The organism is Pseudomonas sp. RA_35y_Pfl2_P32 (assembly GCF_963970735.1).
Taxonomy (GTDB): Bacteria; Pseudomonadota; Gammaproteobacteria; order Pseudomonadales; family Pseudomonadaceae; genus Aquipseudomonas.
On sequence record NZ_CAXAQF010000013.1, the window covers coordinates 87,268 to 105,840 of the forward strand.

Consider the following 18,573-nt stretch of genomic DNA (forward strand, 5'->3'; position numbering starts at 1 on the left):
TGGCCTAAACCCCATACAGGGAGAACCGCCATGAGCCGCGCTTTCGTCAATGAAGATAACGCCGCCGCCCAAGCCGACCAGCCCGTCGAGCGCCAGGTCAGCAGCCAGCCCAACTATGTCACCCCCGACGGCCTGAAGCAGTTGCAGGACAAGGTCGGCGAACTGCAGGCCCTGCACGGCGCGCAGTCGGCCCTGGGCGAACAGGCCGACCCGCAACGCCTGGCGGATCTGCAGCGTGACCTGCGCTACTACCATCAGCGCCTGCAAAGCGCCCAGGTCGTGCCCCCGGCCACCTCGACCCACAAGGTACAGATCGGCAGTTGGGTGACCTATGCCGATGAGCAAGGCACCGAGCGGCGCGTGCAACTGGTCGGTGAAGACCAGGCCGTTGCCGCCAAGGGCCTGATCAACTGGAGTTCACCACTGGGCCGGGCATTGTTGGGCGCACAACTCAATGATGAAGTGCTCTGGCAACGGCCCGCCGGCAATCAGTTGATCGAAGTCATCCGCATCGAGACCCGTTAAACCACGCCTTGGGCCAGCATCGCGTCGGCGACCTTGACGAAGCCGGCGATGTTCGCGCCCTTGACGTAGTTGATCCGCCCGTTCTCCTCGCCATAGTGCACACACGCGTGGTGGATCGACTGCATGATGTTGTGCAACTTGCTGTCGACTTCTCCGGCGGTCCACAGCAGGCGCATGGCGTTCTGCGACATTTCCAGGCCACTGACCGCAACACCACCGGCATTCGACGCCTTGCCCGGGGCGAACAGAATTCCAGCCTCGATGAAGATATCCACGGCCGCCAGGGTAGTCGGCATGTTCGCCCCTTCGGCGACACAGATGCAGCCATTGCGCAGCAAAGTGCGGGCGGCCTCGGCGTCCAGTTCGTTCTGCGTGGCGCACGGCAGCGCGATGTCGCACGGCAGGTCCCACGGGCTTTGTCCGGCACGAAACTCCAGGGAAAACCGTGCGGCCAGCTCGCTGATGCGGCCGCGCTTGACGTTTTTCAGTTCCAGCAGCGCCGACCACTGCTCCTCGCTCAGCCCGCCCTCGCAGTACAGCGTGCCTTCGGAATCGGAGAGGGAAATCACCTGGCCGCCCAGGTCCATGACCTTGCGCGCGGCGTATTGCGCCACGTTGCCGGAGCCGGAGATTGCCACGCGCTTGCCTTGCACCTTTTCACCCCGGCGCTTGAGCATTTCCTCGGCGAAGTACACGCAACCAAAACCGGTAGCCTCCGGGCGAATCAGGCTGCCGCCGTAGCTCATGCCCTTGCCGGTCAGCACGCTGGTGAACTGGTTGCTCAGGCGTTTGTACTGGCCGAACAGGAAGCCGATCTCCCGCGCGCCCACGCCGATGTCGCCGGCCGGAACATCGACGTCCGAGCCGATATGGCGGTACAGCTCGCTCATAAAAGCCTGGCAGAAGCGCATCACTTCCGCGTCGCTCTTGCCTTTGGGATCGAAGTCCGACCCACCCTTGCCGCCACCCATCGGCAGTGAAGTCAGGGAGTTCTTGAACGTTTGCTCGAAGGCCAGGAACTTCAGCACCCCCATGTTCACCGACGGGTGGAAGCGCAGGCCGCCCTTGTACGGGCCGATGGCACTGTTCATCTGGATCCGGAAACCGCGATTGACCTGCACCGCGCCCTGATCGTCGACCCAGGAAACCCGAAACACCACGGCCCGCTCCGGCTCACAGATGCGCTCCAGGATGCCCGAGGTCAGGTAGTGCGGATTGGCTTCGAGAAAGGGCCACAGGCTGCGCAAGACTTCTTCGACGGCCTGATGGAATTCAGGTTGGTCAGGGTCACGTTTTTTCAGGCGCGCAAGGAAGGATCCGACGGATTCGATCATGGAAAAGTCTCGGCAAATTTATTGTCGTTGGGAGAGATTGAGCCGGACTGTAACAAACGAACGGAGCACCGGAACAGCGCAAAATGTCGCAGTTATGAAATTAAATGGTGCAATGGATATAACTTAATCCAATTTTTTCGCCGTTTGTGCACAGAAACAGGGACCCGAGAGCAGGTGTTCGCACCATCAGTGACAACGCTCGGGCAAACGGGCCGCACAAAAAAACGGAGCCCACAGGCTCCGTTATTTCATGCCACCAGCCGATCAGGCCAGTTTTTTGTGGCGTACCCGGTGTGGCTGGGCGGCCGCTTCGCCAAGACGCTTTTTGCGGTCGGCTTCGTACTCGGTGTAGTTACCTTCGAAGAAGATCGCTTGCGAGTCGTCTTCGTACGCCAGGATGTGCGTCGCGACGCGGTCAAGAAACCACCGATCGTGAGAGATCACAATGGCGGCGCCCGGGAAGTCCAGCAGGGCTTCTTCCAGGGAACGCAGGGTTTCAACGTCGAGGTCGTTGGACGGTTCGTCGAGCAGCAGCACGTTGCCGCCCTCTTTCAGGGTCAGGGCCAGGTGCAAGCGACCACGCTCACCACCGGACAGGTCCTTGACGAACTTCTGCTGATCGCCGCCCTTGAAGTTGAAACGGCCCACGTAGGTGCGCGACGGGATCTCGTAGTTGCCGATGCGGATCTGGTCGGAACCGTCGGAGATCTGCTGGAACACGGTCTTGCTGCCGTCCAGGTCTTCGCGGCTCTGATCCACACACGCCAACTGCACGGTCTCGCCGACTTCGATGCTGCCCGAATCCGGAGTTTCCTTGCCCATCAGCATGCGGAACAGGGTGGATTTACCCGCACCGTTACCGCCGATCACGCCAACGATGGCGCCTTTAGGCATGGAGAACGACAGGTTGTCGATCAGGACACGATCGCCGTAGCCCTTGGTGACGTTCTTGAACTCGATGACCTTGTCACCCAGGCGTGGACCGGCCGGGATGTAGATCTCGTTGGTTTCGCTGCGCTTCTGGAACTCCTGGGACTGCATTTCCTCGAAGCGTTGCAGACGAGCCTTGGATTTCGACTGGCGGGCCTTGGCGCCTTTGCGCACCCACTCCAGTTCTTCCTTCATGGCTTTTTCGTGAGCCGACTGCTGCTTGGATTCGGCCGCCAGACGGTCGGACTTGGCTTCCAGCCAGCCCGAATAGTTGCCTTCATAAGGAATGCCCGCACCGCGGTCGAGTTCCAGAATCCAGCCGGCAACGTTGTCCAGGAAGTACCGGTCGTGCGTGATCGCAACCACGGTGCCCGGGAAGTCGTGCAGGAAGTGCTCCAACCAGGCCACGGAATCGGCGTCCAGGTGGTTGGTAGGTTCGTCGAGCAGCAGCATGTCTGGCGCGGACAGCAGCAGGCGGCACAGGGCCACACGACGCTTCTCACCACCAGAGAGGAATTCGACCTTGGCATCCCAGGCCGGCAGGCGCAGCGCGTCGGCGGCGACTTCCAGCTGGCGCTCCAGGTTGTGGCCGTCGCCGGCTTGCAGGATGGCTTCGAGCTTGGCCTGTTCGGCCGCCAGCTTGTCGAAGTCGGCATCCGGTTCGGCGTAGGCCGCGTAAACCTCGTCCAGTCGCGCTTGCGCGTCCTTGATAACGCTGACCGCCTCCTCGACCACTTCACGCACAGTCTTGGTCGGATCCAGGATAGGTTCCTGTGGCAGGTAGCCGATGTTCAGGTCCGGCATCGGACGGGCTTCGCCGTCGAACTCGGTGTCGACGCCGGCCATGATTTTCAGCAGCGTGGACTTACCCGAACCGTTGAGGCCGAGTACGCCGATCTTCGCGCCTGGGAAGAACGACAGCGAAATGTTTTTCAGGATTTCCCGCTTCGGCGGAACAACTTTGCCCAGCCGATGCATGGTGAAGACGTATTGAGCCATGGAGAACCTAGCGTCAGTAACGGTGGAATAAAGCGGGCCAAGCCCGTGTCAGGCCATGCGCGGCGCGGGCATGGACCGGGGGGGTCGATGCCTGCTTGCGTAAAAAAGCCTGAATGTCTGGGGCTGGAACGCCCTGCGTAACCGGCAAAGCTACCTCAATGCGGCATACCCGTCCAGCCGGACGGGACTGGCACTTTGCCACAACTCAAGGCATGCTAGCCGCCCTTCGGGCGTCAGGCTTATAGTGCACGTCGCGCCAGTCCAGCCCCACCGCAGGATTCCAGATTGTCCAATGCCACTCCGCCTCCCTCCGTGCGCGCACTGACCCCTGCGACCGGATCGCCCCTGCGCGGGACCCTCAAAGGCGCCTTGGCAATGCTGGTCCTGCTGTTGCTCGGACTGCTGTTCTGGCAATTGCTCGATCAGTTGCACGAAACCCAGAAAGACCAGCGCCAGCACACCATCGACTACACGGCCGACCTGGCCGCACAAGTCAGCCTGAACATGGCGCTGAATGCGCAGATCTCGCTCAATCTGCTACCGATCGTCGAACAACCGCAAACCAATGAGCAACAACAGGCCCTGTTGCGCAAACTGCAGCAGTCCCTGCCGGATCTACTCAGCGTGGCGCTGCTCAGCCCCTCGGGCAAGGTGCTCAATGACAGCGCCAACACCACCCCGGATGCCGACTACCTGAGCGAACTGGTCAGGCGCAGTCACGCCCAGGCGCACTACTTCAGCAACGCCAATGACGGCTCGGTGGTGCATCTACTGCTGCACCAGGCCAGCGGCAGCACTCGCGGCTATTGGGCCCTGCGCCTGCGGCCGAGCTTTTTTGCAGGCCTGGCCAAGCAGAGCGAAAGCGCCCTGCGTCCGCGGTGGCTGGTGGAAAACCGCATCAACCATCAAATCATCAGCCGTGAAGACCTGCAGCCCTCGGCCCAGCCGAGCCTGCTAACCCCGCAGGACCAGGCCAACACCGTGCTGACCGTGCCGCTGAGCAGCAGCGACTGGCAACTGCGCGGCCTGTTCGACCGCCAGCGGGTCATCGAGGAACTGCTGCCGGCCTTCATCGGTAAATGCCTGTTGGGGCTGGCGCTGTCCCTGCTACCGTTCATCGCCCTATTGAGCATGCGCCGCCGCCAGCACCAACTGCATGAAGGTCGCAGGCGTTATCAGGATATTTTCGACGGCACCGGTGTTGCGCTGTGCGTACTGGATTTGTCGGGACTCCAGGGCGCCTTCGACAAAACCCGGGTACACAACAGCAAAGCGCTGCGTGCCGCCCTGGACAGTGACGAACAACGCCAGCCCCTGCTGCAGGAATTGCGCATCACCGAAGTCAACCAGGTGGCCTTGCACCTGCTGGGCGTGCAGTCCTGCGCGCAGGCCTGGCAACTGCTGATCGAAGGCCGGCCTGCGGACGACAACAGCATTGGCGCCGCGCTGCTGGAGGCCGTGCTCAACCAGAAGAGCCAACTGGAGCTGGAAATCAAGCTCAAGGACGGCCAGGGCCAGGATCAGCACCTGTGGCTGGTCCTGCGCCTGCCCCAGGAGCAACAGGACTACCGCGCGGTGATCCTGAGCATCAACGACATCACCAGCCGCAAGCTGGTGGAGCTGTCGCTGCTGGAGCGCGAAGGCTTCTGGTCGGACGTGGTGCGCACCGTGCCCGATCACCTGTACGTCCAGGATGTGCTCAGCCAGCGCATGATCTTCAGCAACCACCACCTGGGGCAGACCCTGGGCTACAACAAGTCCGAACTGCACCAGATGGGCGAGTACTTCTGGGAGATCCTGCTGCACCCGGAAGATGCCGAGCTCTACCACCGCCTGCGCCAGGAACAACGCCAGGCCGGTTATCGCCAACTGCGCCAGTGCCCACTGCGCTTTCGCCACCGCGACGGCCAGTGGCGTTGCTTTGAAGTGCGCGAGCAGGCGCTGGCCCGGGATGCAGACGAACAAGTCACACGGATCATCGGCGTGGCCAAGGACATCACCGACCAGATCGCAGCCAGCGAATCGCTGCGCGACAGCGAACAGCGCTACCGCATGCTCGCCGAAAGCATCAGCGACGTGATCTTCTCCACCAACAACAGGCTGGCGCTGAACTACGTCAGCCCGTCGGTGCAGGCCGTGCTCGGCTATGACGCGCACTGGATCTTCCAGAACGGCTGGCAGTCCATTGTCGCCAACCCGCAGCAATTGACCGGCATTTACAGCCTGATGGACCGGGTCAGCCGGGCCTTGAACCAGCCCGAGCAACTGGCGCAACTGCGCAGCCAGGTGCAGACCCAACTGTTCCTGTTCGACTGCCTGCGCGCCGATGGCCGCAAGATCCCCATCGAGCTGCGGCTGGTGCTGGTGTGGGACGAGCACGACGCCTTCGAAGGCGTGCTGGGGGTCGGTCGCGACATCAGCCAGCAGCGGCGCGCGGAAAAAGACCTGCGCATGGCCGCCACGGTGTTCGAACACTCGACGTCGGCGATCCTGATCACCGACCCCGCTGGCTACATCGTGCAGGCCAACGAAGCCTTCAGCCGTGTCAGTGGTTATGCCGTGTCCCAGGTCCTCGACCAACTGCCGAACATGTTGACCGTCGATGAGCAGCAGGAAGCCCACCTGGGCTACATCCTCAAGCAACTGCACCAGCACCGCAGCTGGGAAGGTGAAATCTGGCTCAAGCGCCGCAACGGCGAGCATTACCCGGCCTGGGTCGGCATCACCGCCGTGCTCGATGACGAAGGCGACCTGGCCAGCTACGTGTGCTTCTTCAGCGACATCAGCGAGCGCAAGGCCAGCGAGCAGCGGATTCACCGCCTCGCCTACTACGACGCCCTGACTCACCTGCCCAACCGCACCCTGTTCCAGGACCGCCTGCACACGGCCCTGCAAATGGCACAGCGGCACAAGTCCTGGGTGGTGCTGATGTTTCTGGATCTGGACCGCTTCAAACCGATCAACGACTCCCTGGGCCACGCCGCCGGTGATCGCATGCTCAAGGACATGGCCACCCGCCTGCTCGGCTGCGTCGACGACGATGACACCGTGGCCCGCATGGGCGGCGACGAGTTCACCCTGCTGCTGCAACCGCGCGCCACCCGCGAGTTGGCGCTGAACCGGGCGATTCATGTCGCCGAGCAGATTCTCGCCAGCCTGGTGAAGCCCTTTGTCCTGGAAGGCCGTGAGTTCTTTGTGACGGCCAGTATCGGCATTGCCCTGAGCCCGCAGGACGGCAACGAACTGAGCCAGTTGATGAAAAACGCCGACACGGCGATGTACCACGCCAAGGAGCGCGGCAAGAACAACTTCCAGTTCTACCAGGCGGAGATGAACGCCAGCGCCCTGGAGCGCCTGGAACTGGAAAGCGACCTGCGCCACGCCCTCGAACAGAATGAGTTCGTGCTGTACTACCAGCCGCAGTTCAGTGGCGACGGCAAACGCCTGACCGGGGCCGAAGCCCTGCTGCGCTGGCAGCATCCGCGCCGCGGGCTGGTGCCACCGGGGGACTTCATTCCGGTACTGGAAGAACTCGGGCTGGTGGTGGACGTCGGTGACTGGGTGATCCGCGAGGCCTGTCAGCAACTCAAGCTATGGCACCAGGCGCAGGTGCGCGTGCCGAAGGTCTCGGTGAACATTTCCGCGCGGCAATTCTCCGATGGCCAGCTCGGCACCCGCATCGCCACCATCCTCAAGGACACAGGCCTGGCGCCGGCCTGCCTGGAGCTGGAGCTGACCGAAAGTATCCTGATGCGCGAAGTCAGCGAGGCCATGCAGATCCTCGCCGGCCTGAAGAACCTCGGCCTGAGCATCGCGGTCGACGACTTCGGCACGGGTTACTCCTCGCTCAACTACCTGAAGCAGTTCCCGATCGATGTGCTGAAAATCGACCGCACCTTCGTCGACGGCCTGCCGTCAGGCGAGCAGGATGCACAGATTGCCCGGGCGATCATTGCCATGGCCCACAGCCTGAACCTGGCGGTGATCGCCGAGGGTGTGGAAACCCATGAGCAGTTGGAGTTCCTGCGCGAGCATGATTGCGACGAGGTGCAAGGCTATCTGTTCGGCAGGCCAATGCCCGCGGCGCGCTTTGAAGCGCAGTTCAGCAATGATGCGTTGTTCATGCTGGATTGAGATGGGTTGACTCGCGATAGAGCCGGCACAATCACCGCCGATCCGTGCATGAATGCCACTTGTCTGCGACATGATGTCGTTTCATATGCCAGACAAAACCCATTGAGTTAGAATGCCTCCCTTTTCTGCCCCCCCGATCCTTGAGGACCGCCATGTTCAGCCGTGATTTGACCATTGCCAAGTACGACGCCGACCTTTTTGCCGCCATGGAGCAAGAAGCTCAGCGCCAGGAAGAACACATCGAGCTGATCGCTTCGGAGAACTACACCAGCCCAGCGGTGATGGAAGCTCAAGGCTCGGTACTGACCAACAAGTACGCCGAAGGTTACCCAGGCAAGCGCTACTACGGCGGTTGCGAATTCGTCGACGTGGTTGAGCAACTGGCCATCGACCGTGCAAAAGAACTGTTCGGCGCCGATTACGCCAACGTTCAACCGCACGCCGGTTCCCAGGCCAACAGCGCCGTTTACCTGGCCCTGCTGTCGGCTGGCGACACCATCCTGGGCATGAGCCTGGCCCACGGTGGTCACCTGACCCACGGTGCCAGCGTTTCGTCCTCCGGCAAGCTGTACAACGCCATCCAGTACGGCATCGACGCCAACGGCCTGATCGACTACGACGAAGTCGAGCGCCTGGCAGTCGAGCACAAGCCAAAAATGATCGTGGCCGGTTTCTCTGCCTACTCGCAGATCCTCGACTTCCCGCGCTTCCGCGAAATCGCTGACAAGGTTGGCGCCTACCTGTTCGTCGACATGGCTCACGTGGCCGGTCTGGTCGCTGCAGGCGTCTACCCGAACCCAGTGCCATTCGCTGACGTAGTGACCACCACTACCCACAAGACCCTGCGCGGTCCACGTGGCGGCCTGATCCTGGCTCGCGCCAACGCCGACATCGAGAAGAAGCTGAACTCCGCAGTATTCCCGGGCGCCCAGGGTGGCCCGCTGGAACACGTGATCGCCGCTAAAGCGATCTGCTTCAAGGAAGCGCTGCAACCTGAGTTCAAGACCTACCAGCAACAAGTGGTGAAAAACGCCCAGGCCATGGCCAGCGTGTTCATCGAGCGCGGTTTTGACGTGGTCTCCGGCGGTACCGAAAACCACCTGTTCCTGCTGTCGCTGATCAAGCAGGAAATCTCCGGCAAAGACGCCGACGCCGCTCTGGGCAAAGCGTTCATCACCGTGAACAAGAACTCGGTACCGAACGATCCACGCTCCCCGTTCGTCACCTCCGGTCTTCGCTTCGGCACCCCGGCTGTGACCACTCGTGGTTTCAAGGAAGCCGAGTGCAAGGAACTGGCCGGCTGGATCTGCGACATCCTGGCAGACCTGAACAACGAAGCGGTAATCGACGCTGTTCGTGAAAAAGTAAAAGCTATCTGCAAGAAGCTGCCGGTATACGGCGCTTAATCAGCCCCACTAATGCGCAGTAATAAAAACCGGTCAGAGATGACCGGTTTTTTATTGCCTGGCGCTTAATGAGCGACAAACATCAGCAAGACACATCAATCAATTGCTCAAGTCTCACTCCGAAGCCCATCACCACTGACCAACCAAAACTCTTGCAACACTCGCACCCCCGAACACTTAAAAAAACACCTTAATCTAAAACCCGCTTCAACCAATAAAACCACGAACGGGTTAGATTATGAATGGCAATATAGAAAAATCCTTTATCGCAACACTGAGAATGTTTGACCATAAAGTGAATGTTCTTGAAGTGCTCCATGGCAAACCGGCGCTGGCCACGATACGTCTGTTCAGCGGCGGCTTTTACACAGGCAAACCGCAGACCCAGGACCACTCCCACATGCTCGGCATACGGCCCAACGAGCAGATCGGTGAGGTAACGAGCTTGAAACTGCACTTTCTGCATACCCCTGACGGCTACATACTTACAATCAAAAATAACGGAGCGCATTACAATCGGATCATCACCGAGAACGCGCTGGACACTTTCGAAGGCATGAATACATACACTGACGAACCAACAACTTTTATACTGCTCAACCCTCAAGGCGAACCCGTGACACTGGATAACTTGCCGGACACTCACTCGCCGATCTCACTCAAGACAAAAGAAAAACATTACGTAGGCGGACTTAAACTAAACGGCTCGCCCTATGTTTATCTTGGCAAAACAGAAGAGCGCTCGAAGATAACTTTCATCCTGAGCATCCTCGAAAGAAAAGTCCCTCAAGCGCCCTTTGAGCCGCACATCAACATCTAAAAAACATCAAAGCGCGACTTTAATCATGTGGCCCGCAGGCTGCCTTTCAGGGCAGCCTCAACCTCTGCAAAAAAAACATTTCCGGTAACCGCTCAAGGCCGGGGTATTGCGCCAAACTGGTAAGACCGGTCATGCCAATTTTGCAAATTTCGCTTGCGACCTACCAAAATCAGCGCCTAGACTGCGCCTGCACTGGACATACCGGTAAGACCACAATAATTAAGTCCTGAATCTGAGGCGCACAGCGCACGGCAGCCAGGACACCGATCAGGATCCCTCCCATGCTCAGATGGTGCTCGCGTTCAATCTTCCTCCAAGTGGTTCTCGGACTGGTGCTCGGCATCGTCTGCGGGCTGACCCTTCCCGAATACTCGGCCCAGCTCAAACCGCTCGGCGATGGTTTCATCAAGCTGATCAAGATGCTCATTGGCCTGATTGTGTTCTGCGTGGTGGTCAGCGGTATCAGCGGTGCCGGCGACCTGAAGAAGGTCGGACGCATTGGCCTGAAGTCGGTGATCTACTTCGAAGTGCTGACCACCATCGCCCTGGTGATCGGCCTGGTGTTCGCCTTCAGCACCGGGATCGGCAGCGGCGCGAACATTCACCTGGATCAGCTTTCCGCCAGTGACATGGGCGACATCGCCCAGCGTGGCGAGCACATCCACACCACCACCCAGTTCCTCATGGACCTGATTCCGACCTCGGTGATCGGCGCATTTGCCGACAACAATATCCTCCAGGTGCTGCTGTTCTCGGTGCTGTTCGGCAGTGCACTGAACCTGGTCGGCGAGTCGGCGTCGGGGATCTCGCGACTGATCAACGAACTGAGCCATGTGATCTTCCGCATCATGGGCATGATCGTGCGCCTGGCGCCGATCGGCGTATTCGGTGCGATTGCCTTCACCACCAGCAAATATGGCCTGGACTCGCTGCAGCACCTTGGCAGCCTGATCGGCCTGTTCTACCTGACCTGCGTCGCGTTCGTGGCGTTGATCCTGGGCCTGGTGATGCGCCTGAGCGGCCTGCGGATGCTGCCGTTCCTCAAGTACCTGCGCGAAGAGCTGCTGATTGTCCTGGGTACGGCCTCCTCCGACGCCGTGCTGCCACAAATCATGCGCAAGCTCGAGCACCTGGGCATCGGCAGCTCGACGGTTGGCCTGGTGATTCCCACGGGTTACTCGTTCAACCTCGACGGTTTCTCGATCTACCTGACCCTGGCCATTGTGTTTATTGCCAACGCCACCGGTACTCCGCTGGCCATGAGTGATTTGCTGACCATCCTGCTGGTCTCGCTGATCACCTCCAAGGGCGCCCACGGCATTCCCGGCTCGGCGCTGGTGATCCTTGCGGCCACACTGACCGCGATCCCGGCCATTCCGGTGGTCGGCCTGGTGCTGGTCCTGGCGGTCGACTGGTTCATGGGCATCGGCCGGGCGCTGACCAACCTGATCGGCAACTGCGTCGCCACGGTAGCCATCGCACGCTGGGAAAAAGACATCGATATCCAGCGTGCCAACAAAGTCCTGGCCGGCCAGCAGGGCTACAGCTTCCAGCCCCGTAAATCAGCGGCCACCCAGCAGCAAGAATTTTGACCGAGCCTTGTGCCTGTCCCAGACAGGCACAACAATCAGCACCCCAGCCAATCTCATGGAGCGAACAGTGATCACCTCGTCGACAGTGGTAAATTCAGTGGTTGAAAAGCTTCGCAGCGCCTTGGCGCGCGGGCAGTGGCGCTCGGGCGAGATGCTGCCCGGGCAACGCGAACTGGCTGAACAGTTGGGGATCAGTCGCCCCAGCCTGCGCGAAGCGGTGATCGTCCTGGAAACCCTCGGCCTGGTGCGCTCCATGCCCGGCAAAGGGGTGGTGGTACTGGAAGCCAACCTCAGTGAGACGCCCATCAGCGACAACGGCGTGGCCAGCGCCAGCCTCGAAGATGTCCTGCAACTGCGCTACACCCTTGAGCCGTTCATTGTCGGCCTGGTGGCCCAGTCCATCAGCAGCAAGGAAATCGGCCAACTGCGCCTGACGCTGATGGACATGCGCGAAGCCCTCGACGCCAATGACAGCGAAGCCGGAATGAACGCCTACATCGCCTTCCACGAAGAACTGTTCACCCTGACGTCCAACCCGATCTTCCAGAACGTCGTGCAGCAGACCAGCAACGCCCTCAAGGAGAGCGCCGAGATGCTGCGCAACTCACCCGAACACCTGGCCGAACGCCTGCAGGAAAACGAAGCGGTGGTGCGTGCCATCCGCAACAAGAACAGTGCCCTGGCCAGCGCCGAAATGCGCCGGCACATCCTTCGCGAAGGCCAGCGGATGGGCATTGAGTTGAACATCCCGGACGACAACCTGGGCAAATAACGGCAGTAGACCCCTTACCGGCAACCGGACTGGAGACAGGCCATGACTTCCTGCGCCTTGAAGAATCCCGCTTTCTCGATTTCTGTCACCCCGCCCCGCCGCCAGCGGGAACAACTGCGCTGCATCGACGATGTCTACCCCCAGGTGTTCGACGCCATTCTCGAACACCCTGTCGCCAAGGCCCAACGTTTTACCGAAGAAAGCCTGAGCCAGCGCTTCGGGGCCAGCCGCAGCGTCATACGCCAGGTCCTGGAGCGCCTGGCCCACCAGCAGGTCGTGATTCTGCGCCCCAATCATCGCCCGCAGGTGGCTGCACCCGATGCCGAACAGACCCGGCAGATTCTCCACGCCCGGCGATTGGCGGAAACCACCCTGGCGCGTCTGGCTTGCCAGCAGCCAGCCTCCCGCCACTTACCGCAGTTACGCCAATGGGTCGAACGTGAACGCCAGTGTCTGCAGCAGAACCAACGGGCGGCGGCCATTCGCTTGTCCGGTGAGTTTCACCTGCAATTGGCGGTCGTGGCAGGCAACGCGCCCCTGGCGCAGTTTCTCGAGCGCCTGGTGCCGCTGACCTCCCTGGCACTGGCTCAGGGGCAGGCACCAATCCTCGCCGACGGTACCTGGCAGGCACACCAAGCGTTGGTCGAGGCCGTCGAGCGCGGGGATACACGGATGGCCGAGACCTTGATCAACCGTCACCTGGATGACCTGCAAGGGCTGTTGCTGAACACCTGATGGCAGCGTGGGGGGCTTGCCACGGGCAAGGCCCAAGGCCTCAGGAAGCGGCCACCCGGGCAAATCCTGCGCGAATTTTTTCTTCGGGCAAATCATCGGCAATGAACACGATTACGCTTTCGCGCGCCTCATCGTCGGCCCATTCAGTGTCCCAGTCGAAGCCATACAGCTTCAGCACGCCCTGAAACACCATGCGCCGCGATTCGCCGGCGATATTCAACACGCCTTTGTAGCGCAGCAGTTGTTTACCGTGCTCTTCCAGCAACTCGTTCATGAACTCGCTGAGCCGGTCGATATCCAGCGCCTGATCGCTGCGCAGCACCAGGCTGGAGATGCGGTCGATTGAGGGCGCCTTGCTCACCGGGCGCAAGCTGACCCCGCCGCCGAGGTCGGCATTGAGATTGAAGCCGCGCACATCGAGCAACTCGGCCAGGTCGATCTTGCCGTGTTCGACCAGGCGGATCGGTGCCCGGCGATTGATTCGGGTCAGGCGCTCGCTCAACGCCGTGAAGGTTGCCTCGTCCACCAGGTCGCGTTTGCTGACCAGCAAGCGGTCGGCAAAACCGATCTGGGCCTGGGCAATGGTCTGGGTCAGGTGCACGTCGGCGTGCGCCGCATCCACCAGAGTGATGATGCCGTCGAGGATATAACGCTCGCGCAACTCTTCATCGATAAAGAAGGTTTGAGCCACGGGAGCTGGGTCGGCCAGGCCGGTGCACTCGATCACCAGGCGATCAAAGGTGATCTCGCCGCTGTCCAGACGCTCAAGCAGCAGGTACAGGGCTTTGGTCAAGTCGGTGTGGATGGTGCAGCAGACGCAGCCATTGGACAGCGTCATCACCTGCACCGGCTCGTCGCCCAGCAACTGGGTGTCGATACCGGCATCGCTGAATTCGTTTTCGATGACCGCGATCTTCAGGCCATGCTCGGCTTTGAGCAGGTGGCGCAACAGCGTGGTTTTACCCGCGCCGAGAAAGCCGCTGAGGATGGTGACTGGAATGGGGGCAGGCAAAAGAAAATCTCCGTACGCGGATAAAACTGTAGGAGCAAGGCTTGCCCGTGATGGCGTTCAAAAAATCGCCATCGCGGGCAAGCCTTGCTCCTACAGTTCGTGCTTCAACAGCACTTGGGCCCACCCTTGCCGCCGTAACGAGCTTCCTGGCGTTCCCGGAAGAACATCTCGTAGCTCATCACCGGCTTGTCCGGGTGTTTGGTTTGCATATGCTCGACATAGTTGTCGTAGTCGGGCATGCCGACCATCAGGCGCGCGGCCTGACCGAGGTACTTACCGAGGCGACTCAGGTCATTGAACACAGGTGCAATCCTCTCTTACGCATCCGGCAGGGCCTGGTAGGGCGATTCTTTATCCGTACGTTCCTTGTGGCCCCAGGCGGCAATACCGACCTTGAGCGCATAGAACAGGATACTGAAGACCACGAACAGGAACAGCACGGTGAGCGTTGCGTTGGTGTAGGCGTTGAAGATCACGTGCTCCATCTGCGCGATGTCCTTGGCCGGGGCGAGAACCTGACCGTTGGCCAGGGCATCGCTGTACTTCTTGGCCAGGGACAGGAAGCCAATCGCCGGGTTGGCATCGAACAGCTTGATGAAGCCTGCGGTGGTGGTGCAGATCAGCAACCAGACCGCCGGCAACATGGTGACCCAGATGTAGCGCTGGCGCTTCATTTTGATCAGCACGACGGTGGCAAGCATCAGCGCGATCCCGGCCAGCATCTGGTTGGAGATACCGAACAGCGGCCACAAGGTGTTGATCCCGCCCAGCGGATCGACCACGCCCTGATACAGCAACCAGCCCCACATCGCCACACAACCGGCTGTCGCGATCAGGTTGGCCGTCCAGGACTCGGTGCGCTTGAGGGCCGGCACGAAAGAGCCGAGCAGGTCCTGCAGCATGAATCGTCCGGCACGGGTACCGGCGTCCACCGCCGTCAGGATGAACAGCGCCTCGAACAGAATCGCAAAGTGGTACCAGAACGCCATGGTGTTTTCACCGGGCAGGACACTGTGCAGGATCTGCGCAATACCGACCGCCAGGGTCGGTGCACCGCCGGCGCGCGCCAGGATGGTGGTTTCGCCGATGTCATGGGCCACCGCTTGCAGGGCTTGCGGGGTAATCGCGAACCCCCAACTGCTGACGGTTTGCGCCACGCTGACGACATCACTGCCCACCACGGCGGCCGGGCTGTTCATGGCGAAGTACACGCCAGGCTCGATGACCGAGGCGGCGACCATGGCCATGATGGCCACGAAGGACTCCATCAGCATGCCGCCGTAACCGATGTAGCGGGCGTTGGTTTCGTTATCCAGCAGCTTGGGTGTCGTGCCCGAAGAGATCAGCGCATGGAAACCCGAGACCGCGCCACAGGCGATGGTGATGAACAGGAACGGGAACAGACCGCCCTTCCACACCGGGCCCGTGCCATCGATGAACTGGGTCAGCGCCGGCATTTTCAGCTCTGGCATGGTCACCAGGATGCCAATGGCCAGGGCAATGATGGTGCCGATCTTGAGGAAGGTAGACAGGTAGTCACGGGGTGCCAGAATCAGCCACACCGGCAACGATGCCGCGACAAAACCGTAGCCCACCAGCATCCAGGTAATCTCGATCCCGGTGAAGGTGAAAGCCTTGGCCCAGACCGGGTCAGCGGCAATCTGCCCGCCCAGCCAGATGGAGCCCAGCAGCAGCAACACGCCGATCACCGAGATTTCGCCAATGCGACCCGGGCGGACGTAGCGCATGTAGATGCCCATGAACATCGCGATCGGGATGGTCGCCATCACCGTGAAGATGCCCCATGGGCTTTCGGCCAGGGCCTTGACCACGATCAGCGCCAGCACCGCAAGGATGATGATCATGATCAGGAAGCAGCCAAACAGCGCGATGGTGCCGGGGATGCGGCCCATTTCTTCGCGGACGATGTCCCCCAAGGAACGGCCGTTGCGTCGGGTGGACATGAACAGGACCATGAAGTCCTGGACGGCACCCGCCAGCACCACGCCGGCAATCAGCCACAGCGTGCCGGGTAAATAGCCCATCTGCGCGGCCAGCACCGGGCCGACCAAGGGGCCTGCACCGGCAATTGCGGCAAAGTGGTGACCGAACAGAATGTGTTTGTTGGTCGGCACATAGTCCAGACCGTCATTGTTGAGTACTGCGGGGGTGGCCCGCCGTGGGTCGAGCTGCATCACATGGGTTGCGATGAACAGGCTGTAGTAACGATACGCGACCAGATAAATGGCCACTGCCGCGACCACAATCCACAAGGCGTTGATCGCCTCACCCCGTCGCAATGCCACTACCCCTAGGGCGCACGCTCCTACGATTGCCAGCAGCAGCCAGGGTAAGTGGCGTAGCAGGCTATTATTATTTTTCATTTTATTATTCCAGCCAGGTGGACTTGAGAGACAGCCACCCCGAGTTTAGCGCCGATTTCGCCAAAGGCCATACCCCGACATTGGTCTAGAGCCTCGCCTTGAGTGGCAGCACTGACGGATGCGGGTCTATAGTCAGCCCATTCGCGGAGGAACTGCACCATGAGCACCCACGCTGGCAATCGCCGTCGTTTCCGGCGAATCGCATTCGACGCCCGAACCGAACTGAGCCAGGGTAACCACCGCTGGCCGGTGAAACTGCTCGACCTGTCGCTCAAGGGCCTGCTGGTGCAACGCCCGGAGCCCTGGCTGGGTGACCGCAACCGGATCTTTTCGGTGGACATTCACTTGAGTGAAGAAACCGAAATCCGCATGGACGTACAACTGACCCACGAAGAGCACAAGCAACTGGGCTTTGTCTGTCGCTACATCAGCCTGGAGTCCATCAGCAGCTTGCGCCGACTGGTCGAACTCAACCTCGGTGACCCGCAGAAACTGGAGCGCGAGCTGGGTGCCCTGATCAAAACGTGAGCACCGGGGTTACTCGAATAACGCGTCGAGCGCTTGCTCCAGGCGGGTCACGGCAATGATTCGCAACCCTGCCGGCGCTTCCTTCGGCGCGTTGCCCTTGGGTACGATCGCACGCTTGAAGCCGTGCTTGGCCGCTTCCTTCAAGCGCTCCTGGCCACTGGGCACCGGGCGTACCTCCCCCGACAGACCGACCTCGCCAAAGACCAGCAGATCGTGGGGCAACGGCCGGTTGCGCAGGCTGGACATCACGGCCGCCATCAACGCCAGGTCCGAAGCGGTTTCCAGCACCTTGACCCCACCCACCACGTTGAGGAACACATCCTGGTCGTGGGTTGGAATGCCGCCATGACGGTGCAGGACCGCCAGCAACATGGCCAGCCGGTTCTGATCCAGGCCCAGGGTTACCCGGCGCGGATTGGCCAGATGGCTGTCATCCACCAGCGCCTGGACTTCCACCAACATGGGACGGGTGCCTTCCCACGTGGCCATGACCACACTGCCCGGCACCTCTTCCTGGGCCCGGGTCAGGAAAATCGCCGACGGGTTGGAGACTTCTTTCAGCCCCTTGTCGGTCATGCCGAAAACCCCCAACTCGTTGACCGCGCCAAAACGGTTCTTCACCGCCCGCAGCAGCCGCAGGCGGCCATCGGACTCGCCTTCGAAATACAGCACGGTGTCGACCATGTGCTCCAGGACCCTGGGCCCCGCCAGTGCGCCTTCCTTGGTCACGTGGCCCACCAGGAAAATCGCCGTACCACTTTGCTTCGCATAGCGCACCAGCAGCGCCGCGCTTTCGCGCACCTGGGACACGCCGCCGGGCGCCGACTGTAGCTGTTCGGTGAAAATGGTCTGGATCGAGTCGATCACCATCACTTTGGGTTTTTCCACCCGCGCCGTGGCGATGATGGTTTCGATACAGGTTTCGGTCATGACCCGCAGTTGATCCTGGGGCAAGCCCAGGCGGCGGGCGCGCATGGCCACTTGCTGCTGTGACTCCTCGCCGGTGACATAGAGGGCCGGCATGCGGGTAGCGAGGTTGCACAGGGTCTGCAGGAGAATGGTCGACTTGCCGATCCCCGGATCACCGCCGATCAGCACCACGGAGCCGTCAACCAGGCCGCCACCCAGTACTCGGTCCAGCTCGCCGGAGGCGGTGGAGAAGCGTGGAATTTCCTCGACACTGACTTCGGCCAGGGTCTTGATCTGTGCCTGTTGCCCGGCCCAGCCAGTACGCCCACTGGGGGCGGCGGCACCGCCACTCTCCACCATGGTTTCGGTCAAGGTGTTCCAGGCCCCGCACTCACCGCATTGGCCCGCCCATTTGGGGAAGGTCGATCCGCACTCGGTGCAGCCGTACATGCGCTTTGCCTTGGCCATCTGAACTCCGGGAAAAAACCGCGAT

The 18,573-nt window shown here is 61.0% G+C and carries 14 protein-coding genes; 8 read left to right on the plus strand and 6 right to left on the minus strand.

The window, feature by feature from the left end; all coding sequences use genetic code 11:
• Positions 1-30 precede the first annotated feature (30 nt).
• On the plus strand, positions 31-525 hold the full coding sequence (locus tag AACY45_RS14830) for a GreA/GreB family elongation factor (protein WP_339546153.1): 495 nt from the start codon (positions 31-33) through the stop codon (positions 523-525).
• Here AACY45_RS14830 and gdhA read toward each other — a convergent pair.
• Positions 522-1,859, minus strand: coding sequence for an NADP-specific glutamate dehydrogenase (gene gdhA / locus AACY45_RS14835; protein ID WP_339546154.1), 1,338 nt, complete (start codon positions 1,857-1,859; stop codon positions 522-524). The two genes, AACY45_RS14830 and gdhA, sit on opposite strands and share 4 nt — an antisense overlap.
• A gap of 264 nt (positions 1,860-2,123) precedes the next feature.
• On the minus strand, positions 2,124-3,788 hold the full coding sequence (ettA, locus tag AACY45_RS14840; protein ID WP_339546155.1) for an energy-dependent translational throttle protein EttA: 1,665 nt from the start codon (positions 3,786-3,788) through the stop codon (positions 2,124-2,126).
• Between the two features lie 285 nt (positions 3,789-4,073).
• Between ettA and AACY45_RS14845 the strand changes: the two genes are divergently transcribed.
• From AACY45_RS14845 to AACY45_RS14870, 6 genes are all read left to right on the plus strand, one after another.
• Positions 4,074-7,922: a sensor domain-containing protein gene (locus tag AACY45_RS14845; RefSeq protein WP_339546156.1), complete on the plus strand. Its 3,849-nt coding sequence runs from the start codon at positions 4,074-4,076 to the stop codon at positions 7,920-7,922.
• 152 nt (positions 7,923-8,074) lie between these two features.
• Positions 8,075-9,328, plus strand: a complete 1,254-nt coding sequence (gene glyA, locus AACY45_RS14850) for a serine hydroxymethyltransferase (protein ID WP_095166449.1) — start codon at positions 8,075-8,077, stop codon at positions 9,326-9,328.
• A 238-nt stretch (positions 9,329-9,566) separates the two neighbouring features.
• A complete protein-coding gene (locus AACY45_RS14855; protein ID WP_339546157.1) occupies positions 9,567-10,148 on the plus strand; it encodes a hypothetical protein in 582 nt (193 codons plus the stop codon).
• A 281-nt stretch (positions 10,149-10,429) separates the two neighbouring features.
• On the plus strand, positions 10,430-11,740 hold the full coding sequence (locus tag AACY45_RS14860; protein WP_339546158.1) for a C4-dicarboxylate transporter DctA: 1,311 nt from the start codon (positions 10,430-10,432) through the stop codon (positions 11,738-11,740).
• A gap of 67 nt (positions 11,741-11,807) precedes the next feature.
• Positions 11,808-12,512, plus strand: a complete 705-nt coding sequence (locus tag AACY45_RS14865) for a FadR/GntR family transcriptional regulator (RefSeq protein WP_339546159.1) — start codon at positions 11,808-11,810, stop codon at positions 12,510-12,512.
• Between the two features lie 42 nt (positions 12,513-12,554).
• Positions 12,555-13,247: a GntR family transcriptional regulator gene (locus AACY45_RS14870; protein WP_339546160.1), complete on the plus strand. Its 693-nt coding sequence runs from the start codon at positions 12,555-12,557 to the stop codon at positions 13,245-13,247.
• 40 nt (positions 13,248-13,287) lie between these two features.
• Here the strand turns inward: AACY45_RS14870 and yjiA are convergent, their stop codons facing one another.
• The 3 genes from yjiA to AACY45_RS14885 form a co-directional block, all read right to left on the minus strand.
• On the minus strand, positions 13,288-14,259 hold the full coding sequence (gene yjiA, locus AACY45_RS14875) for a GTPase (protein WP_339546161.1): 972 nt from the start codon (positions 14,257-14,259) through the stop codon (positions 13,288-13,290).
• Between the two features lie 104 nt (positions 14,260-14,363).
• The gene (locus AACY45_RS14880; RefSeq protein WP_007895266.1) at positions 14,364-14,561 is read right to left on the minus strand and encodes a YbdD/YjiX family protein; all 198 of its coding nucleotides are present in this window, start codon (positions 14,559-14,561) and stop codon (positions 14,364-14,366) included.
• Between the two features lie 15 nt (positions 14,562-14,576).
• Positions 14,577-16,643, minus strand: a complete 2,067-nt coding sequence (locus AACY45_RS14885; protein WP_339546163.1) for a carbon starvation CstA family protein — start codon at positions 16,641-16,643, stop codon at positions 14,577-14,579.
• Positions 16,644-16,802: 159 nt separating this feature from the next.
• Here AACY45_RS14885 and AACY45_RS14890 point away from each other — a divergent pair, with 159 nt between their 5' ends.
• A complete protein-coding gene (locus AACY45_RS14890; protein ID WP_339546164.1) occupies positions 16,803-17,171 on the plus strand; it encodes a PilZ domain-containing protein in 369 nt (122 codons plus the stop codon).
• Between the two features lie 9 nt (positions 17,172-17,180).
• Here the strand turns inward: AACY45_RS14890 and radA are convergent, their stop codons facing one another.
• On the minus strand, positions 17,181-18,548 hold the full coding sequence (gene radA, locus AACY45_RS14895; RefSeq protein ID WP_095166434.1) for a DNA repair protein RadA: 1,368 nt from the start codon (positions 18,546-18,548) through the stop codon (positions 17,181-17,183).
• Between the last annotated feature and the right edge of the window lie 25 nt (positions 18,549-18,573).

Bases quoted from the DNA above. Each gene is read 5' to 3' on its own strand.
- AACY45_RS14830 (WP_339546153.1), top strand. From the start codon at position 31: ATGAGCCGCGCTTTCGTCAATGAAGATAACGCCGCCGCCCAAGCCGAC.
- gdhA (WP_339546154.1), bottom strand. From the start codon at position 1,859: ATGATCGAATCCGTCGGATCCTTCCTTGCGCGCCTGAAAAAACGTGAC.
- ettA (WP_339546155.1), bottom strand. From the start codon at position 3,788: ATGGCTCAATACGTCTTCACCATGCATCGGCTGGGCAAAGTTGTTCCG.
- glyA (WP_095166449.1), top strand. From the start codon at position 8,075: ATGTTCAGCCGTGATTTGACCATTGCCAAGTACGACGCCGACCTTTTT.
- AACY45_RS14855 (WP_339546157.1), top strand. From the start codon at position 9,567: ATGAATGGCAATATAGAAAAATCCTTTATCGCAACACTGAGAATGTTT.
- AACY45_RS14860 (WP_339546158.1), top strand. From the start codon at position 10,430: ATGCTCAGATGGTGCTCGCGTTCAATCTTCCTCCAAGTGGTTCTCGGA.
- AACY45_RS14870 (WP_339546160.1), top strand. From the start codon at position 12,555: ATGACTTCCTGCGCCTTGAAGAATCCCGCTTTCTCGATTTCTGTCACC.
- AACY45_RS14885 (WP_339546163.1), bottom strand. From the start codon at position 16,643: ATGAAAAATAATAATAGCCTGCTACGCCACTTACCCTGGCTGCTGCTG.
- AACY45_RS14890 (WP_339546164.1), top strand. From the start codon at position 16,803: ATGAGCACCCACGCTGGCAATCGCCGTCGTTTCCGGCGAATCGCATTC.
- radA (WP_095166434.1), bottom strand. From the start codon at position 18,548: ATGGCCAAGGCAAAGCGCATGTACGGCTGCACCGAGTGCGGATCGACC.